Below are 14,019 nucleotides of genomic sequence, written 5' to 3'. Positions count from 1 at the left end.
TTGTTGCCCGTTGTCCCGTGTTCCCGCCTTCTGAGCAATCGAGCCTTTCCCGAAGGGCTCGAAGGGCTTGCCGCCGGTGGCGCCACAGCAACAAGGAAAGGACGACCATGCCGTTTTACGAGCATGTATTTCTGGCGCGCCAGGACGCGAGCGCCCAGCAGGTTGAAGAACTCACCACACAACTGACGGGTGTGATCGAAGGTCTCGGCGGCAAGGTCACCAAGACCGAGTCGTGGGGCATTCGCTCCCTCACCTATCGCATGAACAAGAATCGCAAGGCCCACTTTGTCATGTTCAACATCGACGGCCCGGCCGCGGTGGTGACTGAGATCGAGCGCCAGGAGCGGATCAACGAAGACGTCATTCGTTATCTGACCGTGCGCGTCGACGAGCTCGAGGAAGGTCCCTCGGCGATGATGCGCAAGGCCGAGCGCGACCGCGATCGTGATGATCGTGGCGGCGGCTTCCGCGGCGACCGCGAAGGCGGTGGCTTCCGTGGCGACCGCGAAGGTGGCGGTTTCCGTGGCGACCGCGGCCCGCGTCGCCCCCGTGAAGACGTCGCAGTCGTTGCCGAGACCGAGGAGTAAGAATCATGGCTGAAGCTGGTGCACGCCGCCCGTTCTTTCGCCGCCGCAAGTCCTGCCCGTTCACGGGCGATAACGCGCCGAAGATCGACTACAAGGATTCCAAGCTGCTGATGCGTTACGTCTCCGAGCGCGGCAAGATCGTGCCGAGCCGTATCACGGCCGTCTCCGCCAAGAAGCAACGCGAACTCGCCCGCGCCATCAAGCGCTCGCGCTTTCTTGGTCTGCTTCCCTACGTGATCCGCTAACGCGGCAACGGCACCGGCGGATTGCACCGCCAGTGCCGATTTCGTTTTCATAAGGCGTTTTCATAAGACTGCGGGATCGCGCCTGCAGTCGATGGCTGGGGTCAGGCGACCTCTAACCGCTCGAAAGGAGCGGGACAGCTGATGATGGTACAAATTCTCATCGCCCTCGCCGCCGGCGCTGCCTCGGCGCTGATGTTCGTGTCCATCATCTCAGGCGCGCTGATTTCGCTCGTCCTGTTCTATCTCGCGCCCTTGCCGCTGATGGTCGCGGCCCTGGGATGGGGCGCCGGCTCCGCCCTGATCGGCGGCCTGGCCGCCAGCGCCGTGATCGGCGCAATGATCGGTCTGCCCTATATGCTGGCGTTTATTGTCACCGTGGCGCTGCCGGCCTGGTGGCTCGGCCATCTCGCCCTGCTGGCGAAGCCGGCCGATGGTTCCCCAGAGGCAGCGCAGCCGATTCTCGAATGGTATCCGCCGGGCCGCCTGCTGGCGTGGCTCGCGGCGTTTGCCTCGCTGACCACGATCACCGCGCTGCTCTCGCTCGGCTACGACGCCACCAGCATCACCGACGTTCTCAAGCGAGGCCTGACGCGGATGCTCGGCATGCGCGACTCCAGCGGCATCGACGCCGCGGATGCCGACAAGGTCATCACCATGCTGGTCGCAATCGCGCCGGCCGCGGCCACCATCGTCGCCATGGTGACACTGACCCTCAATCTCTGGCTTGCCGGCAAGATCACCAGGACATCCGGCCGATTGCCGCGGCCATGGCCCGCGCTGGCGGCCGTCGAGCTTCCGCCGATGACGCTGGCCGCGCTGTCGCTGGCGATCGCGCTGTGCTTTACCGGCGGCCTGCTCGCGCTGTTTTCGCAGATCATCACCGCCGCGCTGGTGATGGGCTACGCCTTTGTCGGCTTTGCCGTACTCCACACCCTGACGCAGGCGACCGCGATGCGCGGCCTCTGGCTCGGCAGCAGCTACGCGGTGGTCATGGTGTTCGGCTGGCCGCTCCTGGTCGTCGCACTGATCGGCATTGCCGATGCGATTTTTGGTTTCCGCCAGCGCAAGATCCAGCAACTCAAGCCACCAACGATTTCATCCTGACGTTCAACTGCATCAAAACTCACAAGGAGATTACAACATGGAAGTCATTCTTTTGGAGCGCGTCGCCAAACTCGGCCAGATGGGCGAAGTGGTTCGCGTCAAGGACGGGTTCGCCCGCAATTTCCTGCTGCCGCGCGGCAAGGCGCTGCGCGCCACCAAGGACAACCGCGAGAAGTTCGAGGGCATGAAGGCCGACCTCGAGGCTCGCAATCTTGAAGCCAAGGGCGAAGCCACCACGGTGGCCGAGAAGATCAACGGCAAGAACGTCGTCATCCTGCGCCAGGCCTCTGAAACCGGCCAGCTGTTCGGCTCGGTGTCGGTGCGCGACATCATCGCGGCGTTCGCCGCCGATAGCGTCAGCATCAACCGCTCGCAGGTCCTGCTCGATGCGCCGATCAAGGTCATCGGCCAGCATAAGGTTGCGATTGCCGTGCATCCGGAAGTCGAAGCCGGCGTCACCGTGACGGTGGCCCGCAGCGCCGATGAAGCCGATCGCATCAACCGCGGCGAAGACGTCAACAGCCGCAAGGAAGACCAGGACGCTGCTGCCGAAGCGCTGGCCGCCGCCGGCGAGTTCTTCGATCCGGAAGCTCAGCACGACGACGAGCCGGTTGCCGAGACCGAGAAGTAAGCGGTCAAAGACACGACCAAATTATTAAACGCGAAAACCCGGCCTGCTGGAGCAGGCCGGGTTTTTCTTTTGGATTGTTCTTCCGTATCAACGCGCCCGGCCGAGCACTGCACTCAGGCAGCATGACCAATGGCCGTGACAATGGAGGTCTTACTGAGAAATAGGCGGCGCCGGTGGACCTCCCACAGCCGACGCCGAAGCCGATGGCGGTGCGCCATGGGCCGGCGGGGATGCAGGCGGTGGCGGTTTAGGGGGATCGGCGGCTGCTTTTTCGGCACCGCTCTTCTCGGTTCCGGCCTTCTCGGTATCGGCCTTCTCCGTTGGCCCCTTGTCCGCGGGAGCTTTGTCTGCGGATGCTTTGGGGGCCTCGACCGCCGACGGTTTGATGTCGGCCGCCGTCGGTGGCGGCAGATCGACCGGCTCGGGGACCGGGACCGCGGCATCAATGGCCCGCTCTTTCGCGACGTCCTTGACGGCAGCACTCGTTGCTGCCTCCGGGGCAGCCTCGGGCTTGGCAGCGACGTCAGGGGTTGGCTCGGTTGCCGCCGGCTCGGTCTTGGTTTCGGTCTTGGGCGGCTCGCCCTTCCGATTCTTTTTGGCGAGCTTCTGCTTGGCCTTCATCCCGGCCGGTTCAGCCGGTGCGCCAGACACCTGGGTGCCATCAGGCTGCACGGCAGCGTCCGGGTTTTGGCGCTGTCTGCGGCCGGCCGGCCCCGAGTCGGGCCGTTGAGCCTGCTCCCTGGCCCGATCGCCTTCGGGGGCAGCACTGCCGATCGGTGCATCCGGGCGCAGGTTCGTGCCTGCCTCCGGCCGCCCTCGCCTGGCACCACCCTGGCGCGAATCAGCCGCTGTCGCGCCATTCGCCATCAGGTAGCCGCTCAGCATCTGCGCCATGTCGCTGCCGGTCGTGTAGTGCTGGCGCAGGAAGCCGGACAGGGACGACGGTGACACCGTCTTCAGCAGTCCGCGCGCACTCTTATGGCAGGCCGCGCAGTTGCTGTTGAAGATCTGCCCAGGACTTTTGCCCGCATCCAGGTTCTGCGCCTGAGCGGCGGTTGCAACAAGACAGCCGACCAGACTCGCCGCCGCCAAATTGAGCGCTCGGCCCAACATTCAAATTCTCCAGATACGGAAATTACCTTCGTTTCGACCGACAGATTTAGCTGATTATCCGGCGAATGGAAGCACTTCGATTGACACAACCACGCTATCATCAGGCTCCCGATCCCCACCCCCCAGTGGTCAAATCCCGGTCGCCAGGCTCCCGGCAAGCACTTGCAAACTCTGCCAAGTTCTATCCGCCCTGTTCCCCACGCATTGGTCTTCCCCGGAAGCCATGCTTACATATCGCCTTGGAGGACCCCGGGGACTGAGGAAAGGCTTTAATTCCGCGCAATCGCGGGAGCTGAAATGCCCGCTTGCGCTGGTTGAATCATTGGGTGGCGACAATGACCAGCTTGCTAAAGTTCGTTCTAGATAAATTCATCCGACGCGGTTCCCTGACCGTGACGACGGCGGATGGCAGTCGGTTTACCTGCGGCGACGATAGCGGACCGCCGGTCGCCGTCCGCTTCCTGACCGCCGAGGCGGAGCGCCGCCTGATCCTCGATCCCGAACTCGCCTTTGGCGAAATTTACATGGACGGGACCTTCGTGGTCGAGCGGGGATCGATTGCCGATCTCCTGGCGATCGCCCTCGATCAGCCCGACATGCTGCCGCGCTGGGCCAAGCTGCAATGGCTGCTCCGCTATCTGTTGCGACATCTGCAGCAGTTCAATCCGCGGGGACGATCGAAACGCAATATCGCCCATCATTATGACCTCGACGGGCGGCTGTATTCTCTCTTCCTCGATGCCGACAAACAGTATAGCTGCGCCTACTTCGACACCCCGGACACCACGCTCGACGATGCGCAGCTGGCCAAGAAGCGACATCTTGCAGCCAAAATGCTGATCACGCGCGGCCAGAGGGTGCTGGATATCGGCTCGGGCTGGGGCGGCCTCGGCATCTATCTCGCCGAGATGACCGGAGCCAAGGTGACCGGCGTCACGCTGTCGGAAGAACAACTCGGCGTGTCGAATGCCCGCGCCGCCGAGAAAAAACTCTCCCAGTCGACCAAATTCCTGCTGCAGGACTATCGCGATGTTCCCGGCCCGTTCGACCGCATCGTGTCGGTCGGCATGTTCGAGCATGTGGGTGTCGATTACTATGACCGCTTTTTCGAGCGGTGTGCCGAACTGCTGGCCGACGACGGCGTGATGTTGCTGCATTCCATCGGCCGCTCCGAAGGACCGGGCATTACCAATCCCTGGATCGCCAAGTACATTTTCCCGGGGGGCTACATCCCCGCGCTCTCGGAGGTATTGCCCGCGATCGAGAAAGCCGGATTGCTGGTGACCGACATCGAAATCCTGCGGCTGCATTATGCGGAAACGCTCAAAGCCTGGCGCGAACGTTTCCTCGCCCGCCGCGAGGAGGCCGAGCAGCTGTACGATGCCCGCTTTGTCCGGATGTGGGAATTCTATCTGGCGTCTTCGGAAATGTCGTTCCGCAAGCAGGCCACCATGAACTTCCAGATCCAGATCACCAAGCGGCAGGACGTCGTGCCGATGACCCGTGACTACATCCCGCGCGAGGAAGCCCGATTGCGTGGCGTCGAGGGCGTCAGGGGACCGAAACTGCAGCTCGCCGGCGAATGATCGGCGCAAGCCGTTGAAAGATCAGGTTCAAGCCACGGTCAAGCGTTGGCTTGAGCCAACGCGGTCATTGTTCGCTGCGTGTGGGAATCGGGCATAAGATCACATGGTGCTTTCGCGGCGACGATGCGGGGTGCTTCATACGCGCCCTGCATTTGTCGACATAAGCGGCTAATCTCGCCCCATGCCCCCTGATTCGAATGTTCTGAAACTGGCGCCTGACGCCGGAACGCCGGCCTACCGGACGGCTCCGCATAATATCGAGGCGGAACAGAGCCTTCTCGGCGCGATCCTGGTCAACAACGATGCATTTTATCGCGTCTCGGACTTCCTTGAAGCCAAACACTTCTTCGAGCCGATTCATCAGTTGATCTTCGAGACCGCGGGGAGTCTGGTGCGCGCCGGCAAGATCGCCACCCCGGTCACCCTGAAGACCTTTGTTCCGGCCGACACCGACATTGGCGGCATGACCGTTGGGCAGTACCTCGCCCGTCTCGCCGCCGAGGCGACCACCATCATCAACGCCCAGGATTACGGCCGCACGGTCTATGAACTGGCGTTGCGCCGCGACCTGATCGGCATCGGCGAGGACATGGTGAACGTCGCCTACGATGCGCCGGTCGACTTCGCGCCGCGCGCCCAGATCGAAGACGCCGAACGCAGGCTCTACGAGCTCGCCGAGCAGGGTCGCTATGACGGCGGCTTCCAGAAGTTCTCGCAAGCCCTCACCATCGCCATCGATATGGCGGCGGCGGCCTACAACCGCGACGGAAAACTGTCGGGCATCTCCACGGGCCTGCGTGATCTCGACACCCGGATGGGCGGCCTGCAGCGCTCCGACCTCATCGTTCTCGCCGGCCGCCCCGGCATGGGCAAGACGTCGCTCGCCACCAACATCGCCTACAATGTCGCCCGCGCCTACAGTTACGAGTTGGCCCCGGACGGCACCCACAAAACCGTCAATGGCGGCATTGTCGGCTTCTTCTCCTGCGAAATGTCGGCCGACCAGCTCGCCACCCGTATCATTTCCGAAGTCACCGGGATTTCATCAAGCTCGATCCGCCGCGGTGGCATATCCGAGACCGACTTCGACGTCATTCGCGACCATGCCATCGAACTGCAGACCCTGCCGTTCTATGTCGACGAAACCGGCGGCATCTCGATTTCGCAGCTGACCGCGCGGGCACGACGGCTGAAGCGCCAAAAAGGCCTCGATCTGCTGATCATCGACTATATCCAGCTGCTGCAGGGCTCCGGCAAGCGATCCGACAACCGCGTGCAGGAGGTGACCGAAATCACCACCAACCTGAAAGCACTGGCGAAGGAACTGAGCGTTCCGATCATTGCCCTGTCGCAGTTGTCGCGTCAGGTCGAAAATCGCGAGGACAAGCGTCCGCAACTGTCGGATCTGCGTGAATCCGGCTCGATCGAGCAGGACGCCGACGTCGTCATCTTCGTGTATCGCGAAGAGTACTATCTGCAGAACAAGGAGCCGCGCCCCGGTACGCCGGAGTACGAGAAGTGGCAGGTCGAAATGGATCTGGCTCATGGCAAGGCTGAAGTCATCATTGGCAAGCAGCGCCACGGCCCGACCGGGAGCGTGGAACTGCATTTCGACGCCAACATCACCAAGTTCGGCGATTTGGCTCAGGACGGCTATATTCCCACGCGCGAATAGCGAGCTGGCGCGGCAATCAGACGACTTGCCGCAGCAGTCGAACAACACACGATAGTCGCCTGCGGTTGAACCGCGGCGTCCGTACGCGTATGCTCCGGCGGTTGCGGCGCGTCATTGTTCGACGTGTTCGCGCCAGGATACATCAGCCCGATGAACGCGCCCGACCTCCCCTCCACCGCTTCACACCGAAGTATCGCACTCGAGAGCGTCGATAGCGTGTCGCTGTCCGCTTTGACGGGCATCCTGACTATCGACCTGGATGCCCTGGTCGCCAACTGGCGCAAGCTGGAGAGCCGTTCGATCCCGGCGGAATGCGCTGGCGTGGTGAAGGCGGATGCTTATGGCTGCGGCCTCCCCGCCGTGGTGACCGCACTGGCATCGGCAGGTTGCAAGACCTTCTTCGTCGCCACGCTGAATGAAGCTCGCGCGGCGCGCGCAGCAACGAAATCGGCAGCGATCTATGTGCTGGACGGCTGCCTGGTGGGCACGGCCGAGGTGTTTGCCGACATTGACGCACGTCCGGTGATTGGTGATCTCGCTGAACTCGCGGAATGGGATGCGTTCTGCCGCCGCACCGGCTGGGCCGGCGGCGCCGCGATCCACGTCGACACCGGTATGAACCGGCTTGGCCTCAGCATGACCGAAGCGCAGGGATTGTTGCCGCGCATTCAGGGCGGCAGCCACGGCTTCACGCTGGTGATCAGCCATCTCGCCTGCGCGGAGACGCTCGGCCACCCGATGAACGCCCGGCAGATCGCGGCTTTTCGGGAAATCGCCCATGCGTTTTCCGGCATCCCGGCATCGCTGGCCAATTCCTCCGGTGTTTTTCTCGGACCGCAATTCCAGTTCGACTTGGTGCGTCCGGGGGCCGCCCTCTACGGCGTCAATCCGACGCCGGAAGCCGACAACCCTATGCAACCGGTCGTCAATCTCAAAGCCCGCATCGTGCAGGTTCGCAATGTCGAGCGCGGCGACACGGTGGGATACGGCGCAACCTGGACCGCGCGCCGCCCCACCCGGCTGGCCATTGTTGCGGCAGGTTATGCCGATGGCTATTTCCGTGCCGCAGGCGGCGTCGACGGCGTGCGTAGCGCGGAGGCTGTGGTCGCCGGCCAGCGCTGCCCGGTTGCCGGCCGGATTTCCATGGACCTGATCGCGATCGACATTACGGAACTGCCGCCCAATGCCGTACGCCGCGGCCATCTCGTCACGCTGATCGGCGAAGGCGTCACTGTCGACGAACTCGCCCATCACGCTGGCACCATCGGCTATGAGGTGCTGACCAGCCTTGGCCGACGCTACGCGCGGGTCTATCGCGGCGGCAAGGCCTAACGCCACCGCGATAAATCACGCAATCATCATCGGCCCTTCAGGGCTGAACCACAAATTTCTGCGCGCGCTTGCCGGTATCGACCTCCGTGGTGAAGAGATTGCCCTTGGAGTCCATCGCCAGATTGTGCACCCAGTGGAACTCGCCCGCCATGCGGCCATTGCGGCCGAAACGCCCGACGATCTCGCCATTGTCGCGCAGCAACGTCCGTACCTCGTTGTTGGCGCCATCGGCATTGATCAGGAAGGTCTGGTTGGCATCATTCCAGATCTCCAGATCCCAGACCGATCCGTTGGCGAGCGTATTCTTCTCGACGAACATCTCCTTCACGAACGTGCCGTCCTTGCGGAATACCTGGATGCGATCGTTCATGCGGTCGCAGACATAGACCAGGCCGTCCTTGGCGATGCGCACGCAATGCACCGGGTTGCCGAACTGCTGCGAGGGCGCAGCCGCGGGATCGTAAGCGGGCACTTTCTCATCGGTCGGCGGCTTGCCGTAGGCGCCCCACATCCGTTTGAACGCACCGGTGTCTGCATCGAACACGATGACACGGTGGTTGTAATACCCGTCGGCGACGTAGAGTTCGTTTGCCGCGGCGTCGACCGTGATGTTCGCCGGCTTGCCAAGCCTCGCAGTGTCCACACTGTTGGTCTGATCACCGAGCTTGCCGATCTGCATCACGAACTTGCCGTCTTTGGTAAATTTGAGGATCTGCCCATCGCGCGCACCATTGCCGGCCAGCCAGACAAATCCCTTCGCGTCGATGTAGATGCCGTGCTCGTTTTCAGGCCAGTCATAACCATCGCCCTTCCCGCCCCAGGCCTTCAGCAGGTTGCCGTCCTGGTCGAACTCCATCACCGGCGGCGCGGCCACGCAGCACTTGCTGGTTGGCGGCTTGAGCGAGGCCGCCTTCTCGTCATCCGTCAGCGTGCGCGGACGCTGCACCACCCAGATGTGGTCCTGTCCGTCCACCGCGACACCGGCGGCCTGCCCCATGATCCAGTTGTTGGGAAGCGGTTTCGGCCAGAACGGGTCGACCTTGAATTTCGGCACATCGGCCGCATAGGCCGTGGTTACGAACAGCAGCCCGGACAACGTGGCAATCCATCTCATCGATATCACTCCCTTTGCCGCGCTGAGCCGGCCAAGGCCGTGCCGCGCGGTCGTTGTTAATCCAGTCAGCCTAAGCTATTGCAGCCGCCGCGGGAACGCCCGGCGTGGCGCCCCGGTCACGCTCGCACGCAATCCCCGCACGAGGCGCAAAAGACCCGTGACAAACGGCCACCGCGCGACTATATGCACGCCATGACCTTCGCATCCGCCCCCAGCTTTTATTGGTATTTTAGCTTTCCCAGGCTGCTGGCGGAGGTAGGGGTGCGCTCGATCTGAAGATTGAAGCAAATCAAGTCCCGAACAACCGCCAGTCCGACTGGCGGTTTTTTTGTGCCGTCAGCCGGGAAACCCATCAAGGGAACCCAGGCCATGTTAAGCACCACCGACGATCTTCGCATTCGTGAAATCAAGGCACTGACCACCCCGGCGGAGGTCGTGCACGAGCATCCGCGCACGCTGGAGGCCACCCGCGTGGTGTCCGACGCCCGCAATGCCTTCCACGCCATCCTGCAGGGACACGACGATCGTCTCGCGGTCGTGGTTGGTCCCTGTTCGATCCATGATCCCGCAGCCGCGCTCGACTACGCATCGCGCCTGGTCGAGCTGCGCCAAAGCCTCGGTTCCTCGCTCGACATCATCATGCGGGTCTATTTCGAGAAGCCGCGCACCACGGTGGGCTGGAAGGGTCTCATCAACGACCCCGATCTCGACGGCAGCTTCCAGATCGACAAGGGCCTGCGCGTCGCCCGCAAGGTGCTGCTCGATATCAACAACCTCGGTCTGCCGGCAGCCTGCGAATTCCTCGACATGACGACGCCGCAATACATCGCCGACCTCGTCGCCTGGGGCGCGATCGGAGCACGCACCACGGAAAGCCAGATCCATCGCGAACTCGCATCCGGCCTGAGTTGCCCCGTCGGATTCAAGAACGGCACCGACGGCAATGTCCGTATTGCGGTGGACGCCGTGAAGTCGGCCTCGCAGCCGCATCATTTCATGGCGGTGACCAAGGATGGCCGCTCAGCCATCGCTTCGACAACGGGCAACGGGGACTGCCACGTCATCCTGCGCGGCGGCAAGACACCGAACTATGGTGCGGAGAGCGTTGCTGCAGCCTGCACGGAGATCGCCAAGTCCGGTCTCGCACCGCTGGTGATGATCGACGCCAGCCACGCCAACAGCTCCAAGAAACCGGAGCGGCAAACGCTGGTGGTCGAAGACATCGCCGAACAAGTCGCGGCCGGCGACAACCGCATCATCGGCGTGATGATCGAGAGCAATCTCGTCGCGGGACGTCAGGACCAGGAAGATGGTAAACCCCTCACCTACGGCCAGAGCATCACCGACGGCTGTATCGATTGGGATGAAACCGTCGTGGTGCTGAAGCGGCTGGCCATTGCCATCGAGCAGCGCCGGATCGCCAATCGCAATGCGGTGAAGGTCGGAGCCTGAGGCCGGGCACCGATCGGTTGACGCGGCGGTTCTCTGCTTGAGAATCAGCCGCGTTGACGATTTTCTGCAGCCACTAGCTCTCCATCACATCACGATCGGCCATGCTCCTCGCTTTCCTGTTCGTGCTGGCAGTCGGCCTTGTGGCCGGCACCATCAGCGGCATTGTCGGCACCGGCTCGTCGATCATGCTGGTGCCGGTGCTCGTCTACGAATTCGGACCGAAGGAAGCGGTGCCGATCATGGCGGTCGCCGCCATCATGGCCAATCTCTCGCGCATTCTGGCGTGGTGGCGAGACGTCGACTGGCGCGCTTGCGCGGCCTATGCGCTGCCGGCGATTCCTGCGGCCGTTCTGGGGGCGCGGACGTTGCTGGTGCTGCCCTCGCATCTTGTCGATATCAGCATCGGACTGTTCCTGATCGCAATGGTCCCGGTGCGGCACTGGATGGCGCGGCACGAGCTCAAGGCGTCGCTGATTCATCTGGCCATTGGCGGAGCGATCATCGGCTACCTGACCGGGATCGTGGTCTCCACCGGACCATTGAGCGTGCCGCTGTTTCTCGCTTACGGCCTTGCGAAGGGGCCTTTCCTCGCCACCGAAGCCGCGAGTTCTCTCGTGATCTATGTCAGCAAGACGCTGACCTTCCAGCGCTTCGGCGCGCTGCCGACCGATACGCTGGTGAAGGGCCTGATCGCGGGCTCCTCGCTGATGGCTGGCGCGTTCATCGCAAAACGCTTCGTGCTGAAAATAGACCCGGGATCGTTCCAGCTGGTGATGGACGGTTTGATGATCCTGTCCGGCCTTTCCATGCTATGGAACGCGACACACGCCTAACTTCGAGTCCTGCTCCCCGATGGCCAAGAACACGCTCTCTTTCGTCTGCCAGAACTGCGGCACGGCCTACAACCGCTGGCAGGGCAAGTGCGAGTCGTGCGGCGAGTGGAACACACTGGTCGAGGAGGACACTACCGGCGTCACCACCATGCCGGCCAGCATTCGCCCCAAGCGCAAGGGCCGTGCCTTTGCGCTGGAAAGCCTGACCGGCGAAAGTCGCGACGCCCCCCGCCTGCCCTCCGGCCTGACCGAACTCGATCGCGTCACCGGCGGCGGTTTTGTGCGCGGCTCGGTGTTGCTGGTCGGCGGCGATCCCGGGATCGGCAAATCGACGCTGTTGACCCAGGCCTCCAGTCTGATGGCGCGCGCCGGCCATCGCTCGGTCTATATCTCGGGCGAAGAAGCTGTTGCCCAGGTACGGCTACGCGCCGCACGGCTGGAGCTTGCGGATGCGCCGGTGCAGCTCGCGGCCGAGACTTCGGTCGAGGACATTATCGCGACGCTGTCGGAGGGCGCAACACCCCGACTTGTCGTGATCGATTCGATCCAGACCATGTGGACCGACACTGTGGAATCCGCGCCCGGTACTGTGACCCAGGTCCGCGCGTCGGCGCAGGCGCTGATTCGATTTGCGAAGAAATCCGGCGCCGCGCTGATCCTGGTCGGCCATGTCACCAAGGATGGCCAGATCGCGGGCCCCCGCGTGGTCGAACACATGGTCGATGCGGTGCTGTCGTTCGAGGGCGAGGGCTCGCAGCAGTTTCGCATCCTGCGCGCCGTCAAAAATCGCTTTGGACCGACCGACGAAATCGGTGTGTTCGAGATGACTGGGCTCGGTCTGCGCGAGGTGATCAACCCGTCTGAATTGTTCCTGTCGGAGCGCGATCTCGGCAGCCCGGGCACTGCGGTATTCGCGGGCATCGAGGGTACCCGGCCGGTGCTGGTGGAATTGCAGGCGCTGGTGGCGCCGACCTCGCTCGGCACCCCACGCCGCGCCGTGGTCGGCTGGGACCAGAGCCGGCTCTCCATGGTGCTCGCGGTGCTGGAGGCCCATTGCGGGGTCAAGCTTGGCGGCTATGACGTCTACCTCAATGTCGCCGGCGGACTGCGGATCCAGGAACCTGCCGCCGATCTCGCCGCAGCCGCCGCCCTGGTGTCCTCGTTGGCCAATGCGCCGCTGCCAACGGACGCTGTTTATTTCGGCGAGATTTCGCTCTCCGGCGCGGTACGGCCGGTCGCCCAGGCCTCCGCCCGCCTAAAAGAAGCCGCCAAACTGGGCTTCGGCCGCGCCGTGGTGCCGGAAACCGGCCGTGGCGAGGCTAACGGCAATGATGCCGGCTTGATCCTGAACGCGGTCGGATCGTTGACCAGCCTGGTCGCGGATATTGCGTCCCGCGGCACCCCGCGCCCCGCGGGAGCGGCTGGGAAAAATGCCACACCGGCCAAATTCCGCCGCGACGAGGGATAGACCACGGATGACGCTGGCGTTCGACGCGGCTATACAACCCGCGCGGACGGACGCCGCCCCAATACGATCGATTAACGTCATTCGATCGAAATGCTTGGGATCGCGCGCCCGGGATGGTTCCCCGGCCTTGCGGGGCATGCCATATCGCCGTCTCCTGATGGGGATCATGGAGCCGATTCGCTGACGATGAATGGAAGAGCGGACCTGACCAGCCGATGCCGATAACGCTTCTCGATATTATTGTGCTCGCCGTGATGCTGTTGTCGGGCCTGCTGGCGATGATTCGCGGTTTCATGCGCGAAATCCTCTCCATCGCAGCCTGGGGCGCGGCTGCCGTGACCACGCTCTACACCTTCAACAAGCTGCTCCCCACCGCCAAGACCTATTTCAATAACGATACGGTCGCGACCATTGCCGTGATCGCCGGCGTGTTCATAGGCACCCTGATCGTGGTGTCGATCATCACGGTCCGCATCTCCGACATGATCCTGGATTCGCGAATCGGCGCCCTGGACCGCACCCTCGGCTTCCTGTTCGGTCTGGCTCGCGGCCTGTTGATTATCGTGGTGGCGTTCCTGTTTTTCGCATGGCTGGTTCCCGAAAAGCAGCAGCCGGACTGGGTCCGGTCAGCAAAGTCACGGACGGTCCTGGAGGGCGCTGGGGAATGGGTAAAGTCGCTCTTGCCGGATGACCCTGAAAACACCATCTTGAAGAGGTTCAAGAAGAAAACGGACGACGATCAGCAGACCGATGCTGCTCCCGATCCCAAATCGGACCCGAAGTCCACCGGTGCAGCAGACGGTGGCTACGCGAAATCTGCCCGCGACGGGCTCAAACAGTTAATCGACGGCAAAGCTGCTGGACGCTAGGTCCAGCAAG

13 protein-coding genes are annotated in these 14,019 nt (G+C 63.0%); 11 read left to right on the top strand and 2 right to left on the bottom strand.

Features of this window, described 5'->3' with window-relative positions:
• Nucleotides 1–107 precede the first annotated feature (107 nt).
• The 4 genes from rpsF to rplI all read left to right on the top strand — a co-directional run bounded on the left by rpsF (nt 108) and on the right by rplI (nt 2,567).
• Nucleotides 108–587 (top strand): 30S ribosomal protein S6, encoded by a 480-nt coding sequence (rpsF, locus tag RS897_RS30060; protein ID WP_315832329.1) that lies wholly within the window; start codon nt 108–110, stop codon nt 585–587.
• Between the two features lie 5 nt (nt 588–592).
• Nucleotides 593–832, top strand: coding sequence for a 30S ribosomal protein S18 (rpsR, locus tag RS897_RS30055; RefSeq protein WP_315832328.1), 240 nt, complete (start codon nt 593–595; stop codon nt 830–832).
• Nucleotides 833–973: 141 nt separating this feature from the next.
• Complete coding sequence (locus tag RS897_RS30050; RefSeq protein WP_315832327.1) at nt 974–1,936, top strand: DUF2232 domain-containing protein; 963 nt, start codon at nt 974–976, stop codon at nt 1,934–1,936.
• 37 nt (nt 1,937–1,973) lie between these two features.
• Nucleotides 1,974–2,567 carry a 50S ribosomal protein L9 gene (rplI, locus tag RS897_RS30045; RefSeq protein WP_315832326.1) on the top strand — a complete coding sequence of 198 codons (594 nt, stop codon included), beginning with the start codon at nt 1,974–1,976 and terminating at the stop codon, nt 2,565–2,567.
• A 150-nt stretch (nt 2,568–2,717) separates the two neighbouring features.
• Here rplI and RS897_RS30040 read toward each other — a convergent pair whose 3' ends face one another.
• Nucleotides 2,718–3,680, bottom strand: coding sequence for a hypothetical protein (locus RS897_RS30040; protein WP_315832325.1), 963 nt, complete (start codon nt 3,678–3,680; stop codon nt 2,718–2,720).
• 335 nt (nt 3,681–4,015) lie between these two features.
• On the opposite strand from RS897_RS30040, the gene RS897_RS30035 reads away from it, so the two are divergent.
• The 3 genes from RS897_RS30035 to alr all read left to right on the top strand — a co-directional run bounded on the left by RS897_RS30035 (nt 4,016) and on the right by alr (nt 8,273).
• The gene (locus tag RS897_RS30035; RefSeq protein ID WP_315832324.1) at nt 4,016–5,266 is read left to right on the top strand and encodes a cyclopropane fatty acid synthase; all 1,251 of its coding nucleotides are present in this window, start codon (nt 4,016–4,018) and stop codon (nt 5,264–5,266) included.
• 181 nt (nt 5,267–5,447) lie between these two features.
• Nucleotides 5,448–6,941 carry a replicative DNA helicase gene (locus RS897_RS30030; RefSeq protein ID WP_315832323.1) on the top strand — a complete coding sequence of 498 codons (1,494 nt, stop codon included), beginning with the start codon at nt 5,448–5,450 and terminating at the stop codon, nt 6,939–6,941.
• 150 nt (nt 6,942–7,091) lie between these two features.
• The gene (gene alr, locus RS897_RS30025) at nt 7,092–8,273 is read left to right on the top strand and encodes an alanine racemase (RefSeq protein ID WP_315832322.1); all 1,182 of its coding nucleotides are present in this window, start codon (nt 7,092–7,094) and stop codon (nt 8,271–8,273) included.
• A 37-nt stretch (nt 8,274–8,310) separates the two neighbouring features.
• Here the strand turns inward: alr and RS897_RS30020 are convergent, their stop codons facing one another.
• Nucleotides 8,311–9,387: an NHL repeat-containing protein gene (locus RS897_RS30020; protein WP_315832321.1), complete on the bottom strand. Its 1,077-nt coding sequence runs from the start codon at nt 9,385–9,387 to the stop codon at nt 8,311–8,313.
• Between the two features lie 369 nt (nt 9,388–9,756).
• Between RS897_RS30020 and RS897_RS30015 the strand changes: the two genes are divergently transcribed.
• The 4 genes from RS897_RS30015 (at nt 9,757) to RS897_RS30000 (ending at nt 14,009) form a co-directional block, all read left to right on the top strand.
• Nucleotides 9,757–10,839: a 3-deoxy-7-phosphoheptulonate synthase gene (locus RS897_RS30015; protein WP_315832320.1), complete on the top strand. Its 1,083-nt coding sequence runs from the start codon at nt 9,757–9,759 to the stop codon at nt 10,837–10,839.
• Between the two features lie 101 nt (nt 10,840–10,940).
• The gene (locus RS897_RS30010; protein WP_315832319.1) at nt 10,941–11,672 is read left to right on the top strand and encodes a sulfite exporter TauE/SafE family protein; all 732 of its coding nucleotides are present in this window, start codon (nt 10,941–10,943) and stop codon (nt 11,670–11,672) included.
• Nucleotides 11,673–11,691: 19 nt separating this feature from the next.
• Nucleotides 11,692–13,140, top strand: a complete 1,449-nt coding sequence (radA, locus tag RS897_RS30005; RefSeq protein ID WP_315832318.1) for a DNA repair protein RadA — start codon at nt 11,692–11,694, stop codon at nt 13,138–13,140.
• 215 nt (nt 13,141–13,355) lie between these two features.
• Nucleotides 13,356–14,009, top strand: coding sequence for a CvpA family protein (locus RS897_RS30000; RefSeq protein WP_315832317.1), 654 nt, complete (start codon nt 13,356–13,358; stop codon nt 14,007–14,009).
• Nucleotides 14,010–14,019: the final 10 nt, after the last annotated feature.

Source organism: Bradyrhizobium prioriisuperbiae, assembly GCF_032397745.1.
Taxonomy (GTDB): Bacteria; Pseudomonadota; Alphaproteobacteria; order Rhizobiales; family Xanthobacteraceae; genus Bradyrhizobium_A; species Bradyrhizobium_A prioriisuperbiae.
Note: the sequence above shows the minus strand (reverse complement) of the source record. Positions and strands in the feature narration are given on the sequence as shown.

Bases quoted from the DNA above. Each gene is read 5' to 3' on its own strand.
- rpsF (WP_315832329.1), top strand. From the start codon at position 108: ATGCCGTTTTACGAGCATGTATTTCTGGCGCGCCAGGACGCGAGCGCC.
- rpsR (WP_315832328.1), top strand. From the start codon at position 593: ATGGCTGAAGCTGGTGCACGCCGCCCGTTCTTTCGCCGCCGCAAGTCC.
- RS897_RS30050 (WP_315832327.1), top strand. From the start codon at position 974: ATGATGGTACAAATTCTCATCGCCCTCGCCGCCGGCGCTGCCTCGGCG.
- rplI (WP_315832326.1), top strand. From the start codon at position 1,974: ATGGAAGTCATTCTTTTGGAGCGCGTCGCCAAACTCGGCCAGATGGGC.
- RS897_RS30040 (WP_315832325.1), bottom strand. From the start codon at position 3,680: ATGTTGGGCCGAGCGCTCAATTTGGCGGCGGCGAGTCTGGTCGGCTGT.
- RS897_RS30035 (WP_315832324.1), top strand. From the start codon at position 4,016: ATGACCAGCTTGCTAAAGTTCGTTCTAGATAAATTCATCCGACGCGGT.
- RS897_RS30030 (WP_315832323.1), top strand. From the start codon at position 5,448: ATGCCCCCTGATTCGAATGTTCTGAAACTGGCGCCTGACGCCGGAACG.
- alr (WP_315832322.1), top strand. From the start codon at position 7,092: ATGAACGCGCCCGACCTCCCCTCCACCGCTTCACACCGAAGTATCGCA.
- RS897_RS30020 (WP_315832321.1), bottom strand. From the start codon at position 9,387: ATGAGATGGATTGCCACGTTGTCCGGGCTGCTGTTCGTAACCACGGCC.
- RS897_RS30015 (WP_315832320.1), top strand. From the start codon at position 9,757: ATGTTAAGCACCACCGACGATCTTCGCATTCGTGAAATCAAGGCACTG.
- RS897_RS30010 (WP_315832319.1), top strand. From the start codon at position 10,941: ATGCTCCTCGCTTTCCTGTTCGTGCTGGCAGTCGGCCTTGTGGCCGGC.
- radA (WP_315832318.1), top strand. From the start codon at position 11,692: ATGGCCAAGAACACGCTCTCTTTCGTCTGCCAGAACTGCGGCACGGCC.
- RS897_RS30000 (WP_315832317.1), top strand. From the start codon at position 13,356: ATGCCGATAACGCTTCTCGATATTATTGTGCTCGCCGTGATGCTGTTG.